This window comes from Alkalithermobacter paradoxus, assembly GCA_002029295.1.
Lineage (GTDB): Bacteria > Bacillota > Clostridia > Peptostreptococcales > Peptostreptococcaceae > Alkalithermobacter > Alkalithermobacter paradoxus.
This window is the reverse complement of record MZGW01000010.1, coordinates 15530-31323: the sequence shown is the minus strand read 5'-3', so window position 1 is coordinate 31323 and position 15794 is coordinate 15530. Positions and strand designations below refer to the sequence as shown.

General features: G+C 35.7%; 22 protein-coding genes. All 22 read left to right on the top strand.

The features are described from left to right. Window positions 1–28: 28 nt before the first annotated feature. The 22 genes from rpoC to rpsH all read left to right on the top strand — a co-directional run bounded on the left by rpoC (window position 29) and on the right by rpsH (window position 15765). A complete protein-coding gene (gene rpoC, locus CLOTH_RS09260) occupies window positions 29–3511 on the top strand; it encodes a DNA-directed RNA polymerase subunit beta' (RefSeq protein WP_079413375.1) in 3483 nt (1160 codons plus the stop codon). Between the two features lie 142 nt (window positions 3512–3653). Next, window positions 3654–3902, top strand: coding sequence for a ribosomal L7Ae/L30e/S12e/Gadd45 family protein (locus CLOTH_RS09255; RefSeq protein ID WP_079413373.1), 249 nt, complete (start codon window positions 3654–3656; stop codon window positions 3900–3902). A gap of 30 nt (window positions 3903–3932) precedes the next feature. Further along, window positions 3933–4355, top strand: a complete 423-nt coding sequence (gene rpsL, locus CLOTH_RS09250; protein ID WP_079413371.1) for a 30S ribosomal protein S12 — start codon at window positions 3933–3935, stop codon at window positions 4353–4355. Between the two features lie 104 nt (window positions 4356–4459). Beyond that, on the top strand, window positions 4460–4930 hold the full coding sequence (gene rpsG, locus CLOTH_RS09245) for a 30S ribosomal protein S7 (RefSeq protein ID WP_079413369.1): 471 nt from the start codon (window positions 4460–4462) through the stop codon (window positions 4928–4930). A 42-nt stretch (window positions 4931–4972) separates the two neighbouring features. Then, window positions 4973–7039, top strand: a complete 2067-nt coding sequence (gene fusA, locus CLOTH_RS09240; RefSeq protein ID WP_079413367.1) for an elongation factor G — start codon at window positions 4973–4975, stop codon at window positions 7037–7039. Window positions 7040–7119: 80 nt separating this feature from the next. After that, on the top strand, window positions 7120–8313 hold the full coding sequence (gene tuf, locus CLOTH_RS09235; RefSeq protein ID WP_079413365.1) for an elongation factor Tu: 1194 nt from the start codon (window positions 7120–7122) through the stop codon (window positions 8311–8313). A gap of 308 nt (window positions 8314–8621) precedes the next feature. After that, a complete protein-coding gene (gene rpsJ / locus CLOTH_RS09230; protein ID WP_066067326.1) occupies window positions 8622–8933 on the top strand; it encodes a 30S ribosomal protein S10 in 312 nt (103 codons plus the stop codon). Between the two features lie 95 nt (window positions 8934–9028). After that, a complete protein-coding gene (gene rplC, locus CLOTH_RS09225) occupies window positions 9029–9658 on the top strand; it encodes a 50S ribosomal protein L3 (protein ID WP_079413363.1) in 630 nt (209 codons plus the stop codon). 31 nt (window positions 9659–9689) lie between these two features. Next, window positions 9690–10313 (top strand): 50S ribosomal protein L4, encoded by a 624-nt coding sequence (rplD, locus tag CLOTH_RS09220; protein WP_079413361.1) that lies wholly within the window; start codon window positions 9690–9692, stop codon window positions 10311–10313. Then, window positions 10313–10603, top strand: coding sequence for a 50S ribosomal protein L23 (gene rplW / locus CLOTH_RS09215; RefSeq protein ID WP_079413359.1), 291 nt, complete (start codon window positions 10313–10315; stop codon window positions 10601–10603). The genes rplD and rplW overlap by 1 nt, the downstream gene beginning before the upstream one ends. A gap of 34 nt (window positions 10604–10637) precedes the next feature. Continuing rightward, a complete protein-coding gene (gene rplB / locus CLOTH_RS09210; protein WP_079413357.1) occupies window positions 10638–11468 on the top strand; it encodes a 50S ribosomal protein L2 in 831 nt (276 codons plus the stop codon). Between the two features lie 34 nt (window positions 11469–11502). Next, window positions 11503–11784 (top strand): 30S ribosomal protein S19, encoded by a 282-nt coding sequence (gene rpsS, locus CLOTH_RS09205; RefSeq protein ID WP_079413355.1) that lies wholly within the window; start codon window positions 11503–11505, stop codon window positions 11782–11784. A gap of 25 nt (window positions 11785–11809) precedes the next feature. Then, a complete protein-coding gene (rplV, locus tag CLOTH_RS09200) occupies window positions 11810–12142 on the top strand; it encodes a 50S ribosomal protein L22 (RefSeq protein WP_079413353.1) in 333 nt (110 codons plus the stop codon). A 12-nt stretch (window positions 12143–12154) separates the two neighbouring features. After that, a complete protein-coding gene (gene rpsC / locus CLOTH_RS09195) occupies window positions 12155–12907 on the top strand; it encodes a 30S ribosomal protein S3 (RefSeq protein WP_079413351.1) in 753 nt (250 codons plus the stop codon). A gap of 29 nt (window positions 12908–12936) precedes the next feature. Beyond that, window positions 12937–13380, top strand: a complete 444-nt coding sequence (gene rplP, locus CLOTH_RS09190; protein ID WP_079413349.1) for a 50S ribosomal protein L16 — start codon at window positions 12937–12939, stop codon at window positions 13378–13380. Then, complete coding sequence (gene rpmC / locus CLOTH_RS09185; RefSeq protein WP_079413347.1) at window positions 13370–13573, top strand: 50S ribosomal protein L29; 204 nt, start codon at window positions 13370–13372, stop codon at window positions 13571–13573. The genes rplP and rpmC overlap by 11 nt, the downstream gene beginning before the upstream one ends. Before the next feature lie 20 nt (window positions 13574–13593). After that, window positions 13594–13851 (top strand): 30S ribosomal protein S17, encoded by a 258-nt coding sequence (rpsQ, locus tag CLOTH_RS09180; protein ID WP_079413345.1) that lies wholly within the window; start codon window positions 13594–13596, stop codon window positions 13849–13851. Between the two features lie 20 nt (window positions 13852–13871). Beyond that, complete coding sequence (gene rplN / locus CLOTH_RS09175; RefSeq protein WP_079413343.1) at window positions 13872–14240, top strand: 50S ribosomal protein L14; 369 nt, start codon at window positions 13872–13874, stop codon at window positions 14238–14240. 17 nt (window positions 14241–14257) lie between these two features. After that, on the top strand, window positions 14258–14566 hold the full coding sequence (rplX, locus tag CLOTH_RS09170) for a 50S ribosomal protein L24 (RefSeq protein WP_079413341.1): 309 nt from the start codon (window positions 14258–14260) through the stop codon (window positions 14564–14566). A gap of 30 nt (window positions 14567–14596) precedes the next feature. After that, window positions 14597–15139, top strand: a complete 543-nt coding sequence (gene rplE, locus CLOTH_RS09165) for a 50S ribosomal protein L5 (RefSeq protein ID WP_079413339.1) — start codon at window positions 14597–14599, stop codon at window positions 15137–15139. Window positions 15140–15155: 16 nt separating this feature from the next. After that, complete coding sequence (locus CLOTH_RS09160; RefSeq protein ID WP_079413337.1) at window positions 15156–15341, top strand: type Z 30S ribosomal protein S14; 186 nt, start codon at window positions 15156–15158, stop codon at window positions 15339–15341. 25 nt (window positions 15342–15366) lie between these two features. Then, window positions 15367–15765, top strand: a complete 399-nt coding sequence (rpsH, locus tag CLOTH_RS09155; RefSeq protein WP_079413335.1) for a 30S ribosomal protein S8 — start codon at window positions 15367–15369, stop codon at window positions 15763–15765. Window positions 15766–15794: the final 29 nt, after the last annotated feature.

Genomic DNA, 15794 nt, shown 5'->3' with positions numbered 1-15794 from the left:
AATTCATATAAGAAGGGAGAGAGACTCCTTGTTTGAACTAAACAATTTTGAATCTATAAAAATTGGATTAGCATCTCCAGAAAAAATCAGACAATGGTCTAAAGGTGAAGTTAAAAAACCTGAGACTATAAACTACCGTACTTTAAAACCAGAAAAAGATGGACTATTCTGTGAGAGAATATTCGGCCCAACAAAAGATTGGGAGTGTAATTGTGGTAAATATAGAAGAGTTAGATACAAAGGTGTAGTTTGCGATAGATGTGGAGTTGAAGTTACAAAATCAAAAGTTAGAAGAGAGAGAATGGCGCATATAGAACTTGCTGCGCCAGTATCTCACATTTGGTACTTCAAAGGAATACCAAGTAGAATGGGACTTATACTAGATATGTCTCCAAGATCTTTAGAAAAAGTACTTTACTTTGCATCTTATATAGTAATAGATCCAGGAGATACAGGATTAAGTGAAAAACAACTCTTAACTGAAAAAGAATATAGAGATTCAATTGAAAAGTATGGCAATACATTCAAAGCAGGAATGGGTGCTGAAGCTATAAAGGAAATACTTTCAAACCTTGATCTTGAAGAACTATCAAAAGAGTTAAAAAGCAAGCTTAAAGATAGCACTGGACAAAAAAGAATAAGAACTATAAGAAGATTAGAGGTAGTAGAAGCATTTAGACAATCAAACAATAAAGCTGAATGGATGATACTAGATGTTATACCAGTAATTCCTCCAGATCTTCGTCCAATGGTGCAACTAGATGGAGGAAGATTTGCTACATCAGACCTTAATGATTTATATAGAAGAGTAATAAATAGAAATAACAGATTAAAGAAACTTTTAGAACTTGGAGCACCAGATATAATAGTTAGAAATGAAAAAAGAATGCTTCAGGAAGCTGTTGATGCACTTATAGATAATGGAAGAAGAGGAAGACCTGTTACGGGTCCTGGAAACAGACCTTTAAAATCATTATCCGACATGCTAAAAGGAAAACAAGGACGTTTCCGTCAAAACTTACTTGGTAAGCGTGTAGACTACTCAGGACGTTCGGTTATAGTAGTTGGACCAGAACTTAAATTCTATCAATGTGGTCTACCTAAGAAAATGGCACTAGAGCTTTTCAAACCATTTGTTATGAATCAATTAGTAGAAAGAGGATTTGCTCACAATATAAAGAATGCTAAGAAAATGGTTGAAAAGGTAAAACCAGAAGTTTGGGGAGTTTTAGAGGAAGTTATAAAAGGACACCCAGTATTACTAAACCGTGCCCCTACTCTGCATAGATTAGGTATACAGGCGTTTGAGCCAGTTTTAGTAGAAGGTAAAGCAATAAAACTTCACCCTCTTGTATGTACAGCGTATAATGCTGACTTCGATGGAGACCAAATGGCAGTCCATGTACCTTTATCAGTAGAAGCTCAGGCTGAAGCTAGATTCCTAATGTTATCTACAAATAACATACTTGCTCCTAAAGACGGTGCACCTATAACTACACCTACTCAGGATATGATATTAGGAAGTTATTACTTAACTATAGATATACCTGGAGAAAAGGGAGAAGGATCTATATTCAAAGATTACAGCGAGATGCTACTTGCATATCAAAACGGAGTTGTAGGCCTTCATGCTAAAGTAAAAGTTAGAAAGAAACTTAGCCCTGAAGATAAAGGACAGTTAGTTGAAAGTACAGTTGGAAGATTTATATTCAATGAGAATATACCGCAAGATTTAGGTTATGTTGATAGAAATAAAGATAAGTATGCACTTGAAGTAGACTTCTTAGTTGATAAAAAGCAATTAGGTAAAATAATAGACAAGTGCTTTAGAAGACATGGAAATACAATCACAGCTATAATGCTAGATAATATAAAAGAATTAGGATTTAAGTTCTCTACAAAAGGAGCTATAACAATAGCTGTTGCAGATATGGATATACCAAAAGAAAAGTATGAGTTAATATCTAAAGCAGAAGAACAAGTAGAAAAGTATGAAAGAGCATTTAGAAGAGGATTAATATCTGACGATGAAAGATATGAAAAAGTTATTCAAATATGGACAGAGACAACAGAAAATGTAACTGATGCCTTAATGAAAGGTCTTGGAAGATTAAACAATGTATTCATAATGGCTCATTCAGGAGCGAGAGGTAGTAAAAACCAGATAAGACAGCTTGGTGGAATGCGTGGTCTTATGGCCAATGCAGCTGGTAAAACAGTTGAAATACCAGTTAAGTCTAACTTCCGTGAAGGACTTTCAGTACTTGAATACTTCATATCATCACACGGTGCTAGAAAAGGTCTAGCCGATACTGCTCTTCGTACAGCTGACTCAGGATACCTTACAAGAAGACTTGTTGATGTCAGTCAAGATGTTATAGTTAGAGAAGTTGATTGTGGAACAAATGAAGCATTAACAGTTGCAGCATTTAAAGATGGAAATGAAGTTATAGAGGAACTATACGAAAGAATAGTAGGAAGATATACACTTGAAGATATAATTCATCCACAAACTGGAGAAGTTTTAGCTCCTGCAGATACAATGATTACTGAAGATGATGCTGAAAGAATTATTGCATCTGGACTTGAAAAAGTTAAGATAAGAACAGTTCTTAACTGTAAAACTTCTCATGGAGTATGCTCTAAGTGTTATGGAAGAAACCTAGCTACAGGTAAAGAAGTTAACATAGGAGAAGCTGTAGGGATAATAGCAGCTCAATCTATAGGTGAGCCGGGAACTCAGCTTACGATGCGTACATTCCATACAGGAGGAGTTGCAGGAGGAGATATAACTCAAGGTCTTCCGAGGGTAGAGGAGCTATTTGAGGCTAGAAAGCCAAAAGGATTAGCTGTAATATCAGAAATATCAGGAAGAGTTGAAGTTGACGAAACAGGAAGAAAGAAAGAAGTTAACGTAATTCCTGAAAATGGAGAAACTATGACTTATGCAATACCGTATGGATCAAGACTAAAAGTTAAGAATGGAATGTATATAGAAGCAGGAGATCCACTTACGGAAGGATCTATAAATCCACATGACATACTAGGTGTTAAAGGTGTACTAGGAGTTCAGGATTATATAGTTAAGGAAGTACAAAGGGTTTATAGAATGCAGGGTGTTGACATAAATGATAAACACGTAGAAGTAATAGTTAGACAGATGCTTGCAAAAGTTAAAATAGAAGAATCGGGTGACACTCCTTTATTATCTGGAAGTCTTGTAGACATACTAGAATTTAATAGAGAGAATGAAAAAGCCATAGAAAACGGTGGAAATCCTGCTGTGGCTAAGAGGGTTCTTCTAGGTATAACAAAAGCATCGCTTGCTACAGAATCATTCTTATCTGCTGCATCGTTCCAAGAAACAACAAGAGTATTAACTGAAGCTGCTATAAAAGGAAAAGAAGATGAACTTATAGGACTAAAAGAGAATGTAATCATCGGAAAATTAATTCCAGCAGGTACAGGAATGAAGAGATATAAAAATATAGCAGTGGAAAAAGCGGAATAAACTTACAAAATAAGCTTTAACAAACATCTATTGACACTTAATAGTGTATAGTATAAAATATAAAAGTGTGTAATTTTAACAAAAGTTGACTTTTGAACATTCGGGGGATTTTCCCCCTTGTGTTTAATAAGGAGGAAACTTTATGAATCTAGAAGAATTAAAAACTTCTAAAAAAGTAGTAGGCACCAAACAAACAACAAGAGCCTTAAAAGAAGACAAAGTTGAAACAGTATTCATAGCACAAGACGCAGAAAAACATATTGTAAGAAATGTAGAGGAAATGTCAAAACAAAAAAACATAAATATAATTTATGTTGACTCAGTTAAAAAGCTTGGCAAAGCCTGCTCTATAGATGTGGGAACTGCTATAGCTGGAATATTAAAAAAATAAAAGCCAAAATTTTGGAAGGAGGTGCACGTAGTGCCAACAATTAATCAATTAGTTCGTAAAGGAAGACAAGCGGTTGAATCTAAATCTACTGCTCCAGCATTACAAAAAGGTTTCAACTCATTAAACAAGAGAAGTATAGATATGAGTTCGCCACAAAAAAGAGGTGTATGTACTTCTGTTAAGACTGTAACTCCTAAAAAACCTAACTCAGCTTTAAGAAAAGTTGCCAGAGTTAGACTTACTAATGGTATAGAAGTTACTGCATACATTCCTGGAGAAGGACACAACTTACAAGAGCACAGTGTTGTTCTTATAAGAGGAGGAAGAGTTAAAGACCTTCCAGGGGTAAGATACCACATAGTAAGAGGTTCTTTAGATACTGCAGGAGTAGATAAGAGAATGCAAGCAAGATCTAAATATGGTGCTAAGAGACCTAAGGCTGCTAAAAAATAATTAATTAATGGTTCGGTGCTTTAAATATATATATATTTAGGCATCACGGCAATGTAAATTGTCGAGTACCGATGATCTAAAAAATGATTAAGGAGGGAAGTAAAATGCCAAGAAAAGGAAATGTTCCAAAAAGAGAAGTTTTACCAGATCCTATGTATGGAAGTAAAGTTGTTACTAAATTAATAAACAACTTAATGATAGATGGTAAAAAAGGAAAAGCTCAAAATATAGTTTATAGTGCTTTTGAACTTATAAAAGAAAGAAGCGGAGAAGACGCTTTAGAAGTGTTCGAAAAAGCTATGAACAACATAATGCCGGTATTAGAAGTTAAGGCTAGACGTGTAGGAGGAGCTAACTACCAAGTTCCTGTAGAAGTAAGAGCAGACAGAAGAGAAACTTTAGGATTAAGATGGTTAGTTAACTATTCTAGAGCTCGTGGAGAAAAAGGAATGGTAGAAAAATTAGCTAAAGAAATAATGGATGCAGCTAACAACACAGGAGCATCTGTTAAGAAGAAAGAAGATACTCATAAGATGGCAGAAGCTAATAAAGCATTTGCTCACTATAGATGGTAAGATAGAGAAACTGATGTCTAACATCAGAAAGGAGAGAGTACATTGCCAAGAAAATTTCCTTTAGAGAGAACAAGAAATATAGGTATAATGGCTCATATAGATGCAGGTAAAACTACTACTACTGAAAGAATTCTGTTCTACACAGGTGTTAGCCACAAAATAGGCGAAACACACGAAGGTGGAGCAACTATGGACTGGATGGAGCAAGAGAAGGAAAGAGGTATAACAATAACTTCTGCTGCTACAACTTGTCAATGGAATAATAACAGAATTAACATTATAGATACTCCAGGACACGTAGACTTCACTGTAGAAGTTGAAAGATCTTTACGTGTACTAGACGGAGCGGTTGCTGTTTTCTGTGCAAAGGGTGGAGTTGAACCTCAATCAGAAAATGTATGGAGACAAGCTGACAAATATAGAGTTCCTAGAATAGCATTTGTAAACAAAATGGATATATTAGGAGCAGATTTCTATAATGTTGTTCAAATGATGAAAGATAGATTAGGAGCTAATGCTGTTCCGGTACAGCTTCCTATAGGAAAAGAAGAAACATTCGAAGGTATAATAGACCTTATAGAAATGAATGCTAGAATGTACAGAGATGACTTAGGTCAAAACATAGAAATAGTTGACATTCCAGAAGATATGATGGATTTAGCTCAGGAGTGGAGAGAAAAATTAGTTGAAGCTGCAGCTGAAACTGACGAAGAGTTAATGATGAGATATCTAGATGGAGAAGAGTTAACTAAAGAAGAAATTAAAGCAGCTATAAGAAAAGCTGTTATAGCTTGTGAAATGAACCCAGTATTCTGTGGAAGTGCTTACAAGAATAAAGGAGTTCAGCTTATGCTTGATGGAGTTGTTGACTACATGCCAGCTCCAACAGATATACCAGCTATAAAAGGTATACTTCCAAATGGAGAAGAAGCTGAAAGACATTCTTGCGATGAAGAGCCATTCTCTGCATTAGCATTCAAAATAATGGCTGACCCATTTGTTGGTAAACTTGCTTTCTTCAGAGTTTATTCAGGAGTGTTAAATTCTGGATCTTACGTACTAAATGCTACTAAGAATAAGAAAGAAAGAATTGGACGTATACTACAAATGCATGCTAACTCAAGAGAAGAGATAGGAGAGGTTTACGCAGGAGATATAGCTGCTGCTGTAGGTCTTAAAGATACTACAACTGGAGATACTTTATGTGATCCAGCTCATCCTATAATTCTTGAGTCAATGGAATTCCCAGAGCCAGTTATATCTGTTGCTATAGAGCCAAAATCTAAGGCAGCTCAAGAAAAGATGGGTATTGCTCTTCAAAGACTTGCTGAAGAGGATCCAACTTTCAGAGTTCGTACTGATGAAGAAACTGGACAAACAATAATAGCAGGTATGGGAGAACTTCACCTTGAAATAATCGTTGACAGATTACTAAGAGAGTTCAAAGTAGAAGCAAATGTTGGAGCACCACAAGTTGCGTACAGAGAAACTATCACTAAAGCTGTTGACGTTGAACACAAATACTCTAAGCAATCTGGAGGTAGAGGACAATACGGTCACGTTAAGATCAGAGTTATGCCTCAAGAACCAGGTGCAGGATATGAGTTTGTTAACAAAGTTGTTGGAGGAGCTATACCTAAAGAGTACATTGGACCAGTTGATGCAGGTATCCAAGGTGCTATGGAAGCTGGTATTGTCGCAGGATATCCAGTTGTTGACGTTAAAGTTGAGTTATACGATGGATCTTACCATGAGGTTGACTCTTCAGAAATGGCGTTCAAAGTTGCTGCTTCTATGGCATTTAAAGATGCTATGAAGAAAGCTGACGCTTGTCTTTTAGAGCCATACTTCAAAGTTGAAGTAGTTACTCCAGAAGACTACATGGGAGACGTAATGGGAGACCTTAACTCAAGACGTGGTAGAATAGAAGGTATGGAAGCTAGAATGGGAGCTCAAGTAATAAGAGCATTTGTTCCACTATCTGAAATGTTCGGATATGCTACTACATTAAGATCTATGTCTCAAGGACGTGCAACATACACAATGATCTTCGATCACTACGAGCAAGTTCCAGCAGGAGTTGCTAAGAAGATAACAGAAAATAAATAATTAATTATAAATATGGTAGGGCGCTAGCCCTATCATACATAACAAATCTTAGAATTAATAAAATTTAAGGAGGGTTCAAAATGGCAAAAGCTAAATTTGAAAGAACTAAACCACACGTTAACATCGGAACAATAGGACACGTTGACCACGGAAAAACTACATTAACAGCTGCTATAACAAAGACATTACATGCAAGATATGGGCTTGGAGAAGCAGTAGACTTTGCAAACATAGATAAAGCTCCAGAAGAAAGAGAAAGAGGAATCACAATATCAACAGCACACGTTGAGTACGAAACACCAAACAGACACTACGCTCACGTTGACTGCCCAGGACATGCTGACTACGTTAAGAACATGATAACAGGAGCAGCACAAATGGACGGAGCAATATTAGTTTGTTCTGCAGCAGATGGTCCAATGCCTCAAACAAGAGAGCATATACTATTATCAAGACAAGTTGGTGTACCATACATTGTAGTATTCCTAAACAAATGTGATATGGTAGACGATGAAGAATTATTAGAGCTTGTTGAAATGGAAGTAAGAGACTTATTAAATCAATATGAGTTCCCAGGAGATGACACTCCAATAGTAAGAGGATCAGCTCTTCAAGCATTAAATGATCCAATGGGACCATGGGGAGATAAAATAGTAGAATTATTCGAGCAAATAGATGCATACATTCCAGAGCCAGAAAGAGATGTAGACAAAACTTTCTTAATGCCAGTAGAAGACGTATTCTCAAGCACAGGAAGAGGAACAGTTGCTACAGGAAGAGTAGAAAGAGGAGTATTAAAAGTACAAGACGAAGTTGAATTAGTAGGACTTGCTGAAGAAACTAGAAAAATAGTTTGTACAGGAGTAGAAATGTTCAGAAAGTTATTAGACCAAGCGCAAGCTGGAGATAACATAGGAGCATTATTAAGAGGAGTACAAAGAGACGAAATCGAAAGAGGACAAGTACTTGCAAAGCCAGGAACAATAAAGCCTCACACTAAGTTTACAGCAGAAGTATACGTATTAAAGAAAGAAGAAGGTGGAAGACATACTCCATTCTTTGATGGATACAGACCACAATTCTACTTCAGAACAACAGACGTTACAGGAGCTATCAAGTTACCAGAAGGAACAGAAATGATAATGCCTGGAGATAACATCACAATAACAGTTGAACTTATAACTCCAATAGCAATCGAAGAAGGATTAAGATTCGCTATCCGTGAAGGTGGAAGAACAGTAGGAGCAGGAGTAGTTGCTACTATAATAGAATAATATACTGAAAGAGAAGGAGTATTCCTTCTCTTTTTTTCAAAAAAATTACAATGAAATTTGCGACAAAAAAAGCTTGAAATATGATGAGATTTGATATAAACTATAATAGTGTGTTTGCAGAGTGCGATGAAATAAAAGGTTGCTGGTATACCAGGTAATTTTTATCGAGTATGTTCGTATCTTAGAATCGGGCGACGTGATACCGTGTATTAATGTTTCTGTTTTACAAAATGCAACACACCCGGAACAGTTTATCGGTGTCAAGTCGTACGTAAACAATATAACGTGCGATGAAGGAGGGAAATAAAATGGCTAGTAATGAAAAAATAAGAATAAGATTAAAATCATATGATCACAAAATACTAGATCAATCAGCTGAAAAAATAGTTGAAACAGCTAAAAAGACTGGAGCTAAAGTTTCAGGTCCAATACCACTACCAACTGAGAAACAAGTGGTAACTATATTAAGAGCAGTTCATAAATATAAGGACTCTAGAGAGCAGTTCGAAATAAGAACTCACAAAAGACTTATAGATATATCTAGTCCAACAGCAAAAACAGTTGATTCTTTAATGAGACTTGACTTACCTGCTGGTGTTGATATAGAAATCAAATTATAATAATTTAGATAGCTAAGATATGGATATAGATAAACCTTATCTTAGGATGATTGCTATATTGCAATCCGCTGTAAGATTATAGGAGGTGTCAAAGAATGAAAGGAATATTAGGAAAAAAATTAGGAATGACTCAAATTTTCGATGAAGAAGGTAGAGTTATACCGGTTACTGTTGTAGAAGCAGGTCCTATGGTTGTTACTCAAATCAAAACTAAAGAAGTTGATGGTTACAACGCTGTACAAGTTGGTTTTGGAGAAGTAAAACCAAAAAGCTTAAACAAGCCTGAAAAAGGACAATTTGAAAAAGCTGACTTAGCTTACAAAAAGTTCTTAAGAGAATTCAGAGTAGAAAACGCTACTGATTACACAGTAGGACAAGAAATATCAGTTGATGTATTCTCAGCTGGAGACAAAGTGGATGTTACAGGAACTTCTAAAGGTAAGGGATTCCAAGGTCCTATAAAAAGACATGGTAAGAGCAGAGGACCTATGAGTCACGGTTCTAGATACCACAGAGGACCAGGTTCTTTAGGAGCTGGAACTAGCCCAGGAAGAGTATTCAAAGGTAAAAAATTAGCAGGACACATGGGAGCTGTAAGAGTAACTATTCAAAACTTAGAAATAGTTAAAGTGGATGCTGAAAAGAACCTTATATTAGTAAAAGGTGCTATACCAGGACCTAAAAAGTCTTTAGTAACTATAAAAGAAACGGTTAAAAACGGATAGTTAATATCGAGGTAAGAAAGGAGGAAATAATATGCCAAAAGTAGCGGTATACAACATAAATGGTGAAGCGATTGATGAAATCATGTTATCGGAAAATGTGTTCGGAGTAGAAGTAAATGAGCACGTTTTATACGAAGTGGTAAAAAATCAATTAGCAAACAAAAGACAAGGTACTCAATCTGCTAAAACTAGAGCAGAAGTAAGAGGTGGAGGAAGAAAGCCTTGGAAGCAAAAAGGAACAGGAAGAGCTAGACATGGTAGCATAAGATCTCCACAATGGATAGGTGGAGGAGTAGTATTCGCTCCAAAACCAAGAGATTACAGATATACTTTACCTAAGAAGGTAAGACAACTTGCTATGAGAAGTGCTTTAACTGCTAAGGTTAATAGCGGAGAGATCATAGTTTTAGATTCTTTAAGCATGGATGCTCCAAAAACTAAAGAATTCGTTAAAATACTTAACAACTTAAAAGTAGAAAAGAAAGCTTTAGTTGTTTTAGCTGAAAAAGACGAAAACGTAATAAAATCAGCTAACAACATTCCAGGAGTAGAAACTGCTTTAACAAATACAATCAATGTATACGATATATTAAAACATGATATGTTCATAATAACTAAAGACGCTGTTAAAAAAGTGGAGGAGGTGTACGCGTAATGACTAATCCACATGATATAATCATAAAACCTGTTGTTACAGAGCAAAGTATGGCTGAAATGGCAGAGAAAAAATACACTTTCATAGTTGATAAAAAAGCTAACAAAACTGAGGTTAAAAAAGCTGTAGAAACTATATTCGGTGTAAAAGTGGAAAAAGTAAACACTCTAAACTACGATGGAAAATTAAAAAGAATGGGAAGACACGAAGGAAGAACATCTAGTTTCAAGAAAGCTGTTGTTAAATTAACTGCTGACAGCAAAGAAATAGAGTTTTTCCAAGGAGCATAATTAACAAACCTATAGAAAGAAGGAGGGAAACAGGATGGCAATTAAGAAGTTTAAACCGATTACTCCTAGTTTAAGACACATGACGGTTTTAGTTTCTGATGAAATAACAACTCAAGAGCCGGAGAAATCATTACTTGTTACATTAAAGAAAAATGCTGGTAGAAATGCTCAAGGTAAAATAACTGTTCGTCACCATGGTGGTGGAGCGAAGAGAAAATATAGAATAATAGATTTCAAAAGAAATAAAGATGGTGTACCTGCTAAGGTTGCTACTATCGAGTACGATCCAAACAGATCTGCTAATATAGCATTACTTCACTATGTAGATGGAGAGAAAAGATATATATTAGCTCCAAATGGATTAAAAGTTGGAACTATGGTAGTATCTGGAGAAGAAGCAGATATAAAAGTAGGAAATGCATTAAAATTAAAAGACATTCCTGTTGGTACATTAGTTCACAACATAGAAATGAAAGCAGGAAAAGGTGGTCAGTTAGTTAGATCTGCTGGAGCAGCAGCTCAATTAATGGCTAAAGAAGGAAAAAATGCTTTATTAAGATTACCATCTGGAGAAATGAGATACGTAAACGCAAACTGCAAAGCGACAATCGGTCAGGTTGGAAACTTAGAGCATGAAAATGTTACTATAGGTAAAGCTGGTAGAAAGAGACATATGGGTATAAGACCTACAGTTAGAGGATCTGTTATGAACCCTAATGACCATCCACACGGTGGTGGAGAAGGTAGAGCACCTATAGGAAGACCAACACCAGTTACTCCTTGGGGTAAACCAACTCTTGGACATAAGACTCGTAAGAAGAATAAAGCTTCTAATAAAATGATAGTATCAGGAAGAAAGAAATAGGTAATATCTAGGAGACTGGAAAGGAGGAAGAAACATGGGAAGATCAACTAAAAAAGGACCTTTTATTCACGCTGGACTTTTAAAGAAAATAGAAGAAATGAACGAAGCAAACGAAAAGAAAGTTATAAAAACTTGGTCGAGAGCATCAACTATATTTCCTCAAATGGTAGGACACACTATAGCTGTTCATGACGGAAGAAAACATGTACCTGTTTATGTAACTGAAGATATGGTTGGACATAAATTAGGTGAATTCGTTCCTACAAGAACTTTCAAAGGACACAAAGACGACGAGAAAACTTCTAAAAGAAGATAGTGATTTAAGGAAGGAGGTAATTAATGTGGAAGCTAAAGCAATTGCTAAATATGTACGTGTAACACCTAGAAAAGCAGGCCAAATAGCTGATCTTGTAAGAGGTAAGAATGTAAACGAAGCGTTAGCTATATTAAAATATACTCCAAGAGCAGCAGCTCCAATAGTAGCGAAAGTTATAAAATCTGCTGCAGCTAATGCAGAAAATAATCAAAACATGGACGTTGATAAGTTATATATAGCTGAAATATATGCTAATCAAGGACCTACTATGAAGAGATTCATGCCAAGAGCGATGGGTCGTGCTACTACAATAAGAAAGAGAACTAGCCATATAGGAGTAGTATTAAAAGAGAGATAAGGAGGGAAATAAATGGGACAAAAGGTTAATCCACACGGTCTTAGAGTTGGAGTAATTAAGGATTGGGACTCTAGATGGTTCGCTAACAAAAAAGAGTTCGCAAGCTTATTATTAGAAGATCACCAAATCCGTAAGGCTTTAAAAGCTAAACTAAACACTGCTGGAGTATCTAAAATTGAAATAGAAAGAGCGGCTAGCAAAGTTAAAATAAACTTATTTGTTGCAAAACCTGGAATGGTAATAGGAAAAGGTGGAGCAGGAATCGAAGCTTTAAAGAACGAAATGGAAAACATGACTAAGAAAAGTGTTGTAATAAACATAAACGAAGTAAAAAATCCAGAAAGAGATGCTCAATTAGTTGCTGAAAATATAGCATTAGCTATAGAAAGAAGGGTTGCTTTCAGAAGAGCTATGAAGCAAGGAATACAAAGAGCTATGAAAGCTGGAGCGAAAGGAATCAAGGTTGCAACTTCTGGTAGACTTGGTGGAGCTGAAATGGCTAGAACTGAAGGATACAGCGAAGGAAATGTACCACTTCAAACATTAAGAGCTGATATACAATACGGATTTGCAGAAGCTAACACTACTTACGGAAAAATAGGAGTTAAAGTGTGGATCTGTAACGGAGAAGTACTTCCAACTAGAAATGGAGCAACTCCAAGAGTAGAAGAGCCAAAGAAAAGAAACGATAGAAAAGATAACAAAAAGAACGATAGAAGAGATAACAGAAACTTTAGACCAAGAAGAGAAAAAAGAGAAGAGTAATATAGAGTTAAGGAAGGAGGAAGATACTCATGTTAATGCCTAAAAGAGTAAAACGTCGTAGAGTTCATAGAGGTAGAATGACAGGTCAAGCTCACAAAGGAAACAAAGTTACTTACGGAGAATTTGGACTTGTTGCTTTAGAGCCAGCTTGGATAACTTCTAACCAAATAGAAGCTGCCAGAATCGCTATGACTAGATATATAAAAAGAGGGGGTAAAGTTTGGATAAAGATATTCCCTCACAAGCCTGTAACTAGAAAACCAGCTGAGACTCGTATGGGTGCTGGTAAGGGTTCTCCAGAATACTGGGTAGCTGTAGTTAAACCGGGAAGAGTAATGTTCGAACTTGCTGGTGTACCAGAAGAAAAAGCTAGAGAAGCTATGAGACTTGCAATGCATAAACTCCCTGTAAAATGTAAGTTTGTAAAACGTGAGGAATTTGAAGTAAAGGGTGGTGAAGCTGATGAAAGCTAAAGATTTAAGAGATATGACAAGCCAGGAACTAGGTCAAAAGCTAAATGAATTAAAAGGTGAGTTATTTAACTTAAGATTCCAATTGGCTACAGGACAGCTTGAAAATACAGCTCAAGTTAAATTTGTTAAAAAGAATATAGCTAGAGTAAAAACCATCCTAAGAGAAAGAGAATTAAAGGAACTTAGAGCTTAATACAGAAGGGAGGCTTTAAAATGGAAAGAGGAAGAAGAAAAGTAAGAATCGGTCGTGTAGTAAGTGACAAAATGGAAAAAACAATAGTTGTTTCAGTAGAAGACTTCGTTCGTCACCCGTTATACTCAAAAGCGGTAAAAAGAACTAAGAAATACAAAGCTCACGACGAGAATAATATATGCAAGATAGGCGATAAGGTTAAAATAATGGAAACAAGACCATTATCGAAGGATAAAAACTGGAGATTAGTGGAAATCATAGAGAAAGCTGAGAAGTAAGAGCGAAGGGAGGTATTACTATGATACAACAAGAAACACGTTTAAAAGTTGCAGACAACTCAGGAGCTAAAGAATTATTATGCATACGTGTTTTAGGAGGAAGTAAAAGAAAAGCTGGTAATATAGGCGATGTTATAGTTGCTAGCGTAAAAAGTGCAACGCCTGGTGGAGTTGTAAAAAAAGGTAAAGTTGTTAAAGCTGTTATAGTTAGATCTAAGCAAGGTTTAAGACGTAAAGACGGTAGCTACGTACAATTCGATGAAAATGCTGCTGTTATAATAAAAGATGATAAAACTCCTGTAGGGACTCGTATCTTCGGACCTGTTGCAAGAGAATTAAGAGAAAAAGATTTCATGAAGATAGTTTCACTTGCACCAGAGGTATTATAATTAAGGAGGTGTACGAAATGCACGTTAAAAAAGGTGACACTGTTGTAGTTATAACGGGTAAAGATAAAGGTAAAAAAGGTAAAGTATTAAAAGCTATGCCTAAAACTCAAAGAGTTATAGTTGAAGGTGTTAACATGATAACAAAACACCAAAAACCAAACGCTAAAATTCAACAAGGCGGAATAATAAACAAAGAAGCGTCAATCCACGTTTCAAATGTTATGTTATTTGATGCTAAAGCAGGAAAAGGTGTAAGAGTTGGACACAAGTTCTTAGCTGACGGAACAAAAGTAAGAATATCTAAAAAGACCGGAGAAGAAATATAATTCAACGTAATATCGAAAGGAGGGACTAAAATGGCTTCAAGATTAACTGAAAAGTATAAAAATGAAGTTGTACCAGCTTTAATGGAGAAGTTTGGTTATAAAAACATAATGCAAGTGCCAAAGTTAGAGAAAATAGTAATAAACATGGGACTTGGAGATGCTAAGGATAATCCAAAAGGATTAGAGAAAGCAGTTGAAGAATTAACTATAATATGTGGTCAAAAACCTGTTGTTACTAAAGCTAAAAAATCAGTAGCAAACTTCAGATTAAGAGAAGGTATGCCTGTAGGAGCTAAAGTAACTTTAAGAGGAGATAAAATGTACCACTTTGCTGATAAATTAATGAACATATCTTTACCAAGGGTTAGAGATTTCGCAGGTGTAAAATCTAATTCATTTGATGGTAGAGGAAACTACTCTCTAGGGGTTAAAGAACAATTAATATTCCCTGAAATAGAGTACGATAAAGTAGATAAAGTTCGTGGTATGGATATAATATTCGTTACTACTGCAAACACTGACGAAGAAGCTCGTGAATTATTAAAGTTATTAGGAATGCCATTTAGTAAGTAAATAAGGAGGGACTCCAGTGGCTAGAAAAGCAATGGTTGTTAAACAACAGAGAAAACAAAAGTACAAAACGAGAGAATATACAAGATGTACTATATGTGGTAGACCACATTCTGTTTTAAGAAAGTTCGGTATTTGTCGTATATGCTTTAGAGAATTAGCTTACAAAGGACAAATACCTGGCGTTAAAAAATCAAGCTGGTAAGATAAACGGAAGGAGGGTTTAAGCGATGACAATGACAGATCCAATTGCAGATATGCTAACTCGTGTAAGAAATGCAAACATGGTTAAGCACGAAACAGTTGACATACCTGCTTCAAACATAAAAAAAGAAATAGCTAGAATTCTTTTAGAAGAAGGATTTATAAAAGGATATGACGTTATAGAAGATGGAAAGCAAGGTATAATAAGAATCCAATTAAAGTACGGAAAAGCTGGTGAAAGAGTTATAACTGGTATAAAGAGAATATCAAAACCAGGAATGAGAGTTTATGCGGCTAAAGATGAGATACCGAAAGTTTTAAACGGATTAGGAGTATCTATAATATCTACTTCTAAAGGTATATTAACAGATAAACAAGCAAGAAAAGAAAATACGGGTGGAGAAGTAATCTGCTACGTTTGGTAATAAATTATACAGATGTAAGGAGGTGTAGG

Coding starts and splice junctions, on each gene's coding strand:
- CLOTH_RS09255 (WP_079413373.1), top strand. CDS start 3,654: ATGAATCTAGAAGAATTAAAAACTTCTAAAAAAGTAGTAGGCACCAAA.
- rpsG (WP_079413369.1), top strand. CDS start 4,460: ATGCCAAGAAAAGGAAATGTTCCAAAAAGAGAAGTTTTACCAGATCCT.
- tuf (WP_079413365.1), top strand. CDS start 7,120: ATGGCAAAAGCTAAATTTGAAAGAACTAAACCACACGTTAACATCGGA.
- rpsJ (WP_066067326.1), top strand. CDS start 8,622: ATGGCTAGTAATGAAAAAATAAGAATAAGATTAAAATCATATGATCAC.
- rplC (WP_079413363.1), top strand. CDS start 9,029: ATGAAAGGAATATTAGGAAAAAAATTAGGAATGACTCAAATTTTCGAT.
- rplD (WP_079413361.1), top strand. CDS start 9,690: ATGCCAAAAGTAGCGGTATACAACATAAATGGTGAAGCGATTGATGAA.
- rplW (WP_079413359.1), top strand. CDS start 10,313: ATGACTAATCCACATGATATAATCATAAAACCTGTTGTTACAGAGCAA.
- rplB (WP_079413357.1), top strand. CDS start 10,638: ATGGCAATTAAGAAGTTTAAACCGATTACTCCTAGTTTAAGACACATG.
- rpsS (WP_079413355.1), top strand. CDS start 11,503: ATGGGAAGATCAACTAAAAAAGGACCTTTTATTCACGCTGGACTTTTA.
- rpsC (WP_079413351.1), top strand. CDS start 12,155: ATGGGACAAAAGGTTAATCCACACGGTCTTAGAGTTGGAGTAATTAAG.
- rplP (WP_079413349.1), top strand. CDS start 12,937: ATGTTAATGCCTAAAAGAGTAAAACGTCGTAGAGTTCATAGAGGTAGA.
- rpmC (WP_079413347.1), top strand. CDS start 13,370: ATGAAAGCTAAAGATTTAAGAGATATGACAAGCCAGGAACTAGGTCAA.
- rpsQ (WP_079413345.1), top strand. CDS start 13,594: ATGGAAAGAGGAAGAAGAAAAGTAAGAATCGGTCGTGTAGTAAGTGAC.
- rplN (WP_079413343.1), top strand. CDS start 13,872: ATGATACAACAAGAAACACGTTTAAAAGTTGCAGACAACTCAGGAGCT.
- rplX (WP_079413341.1), top strand. CDS start 14,258: ATGCACGTTAAAAAAGGTGACACTGTTGTAGTTATAACGGGTAAAGAT.
- rplE (WP_079413339.1), top strand. CDS start 14,597: ATGGCTTCAAGATTAACTGAAAAGTATAAAAATGAAGTTGTACCAGCT.
- rpsH (WP_079413335.1), top strand. CDS start 15,367: ATGACAATGACAGATCCAATTGCAGATATGCTAACTCGTGTAAGAAAT.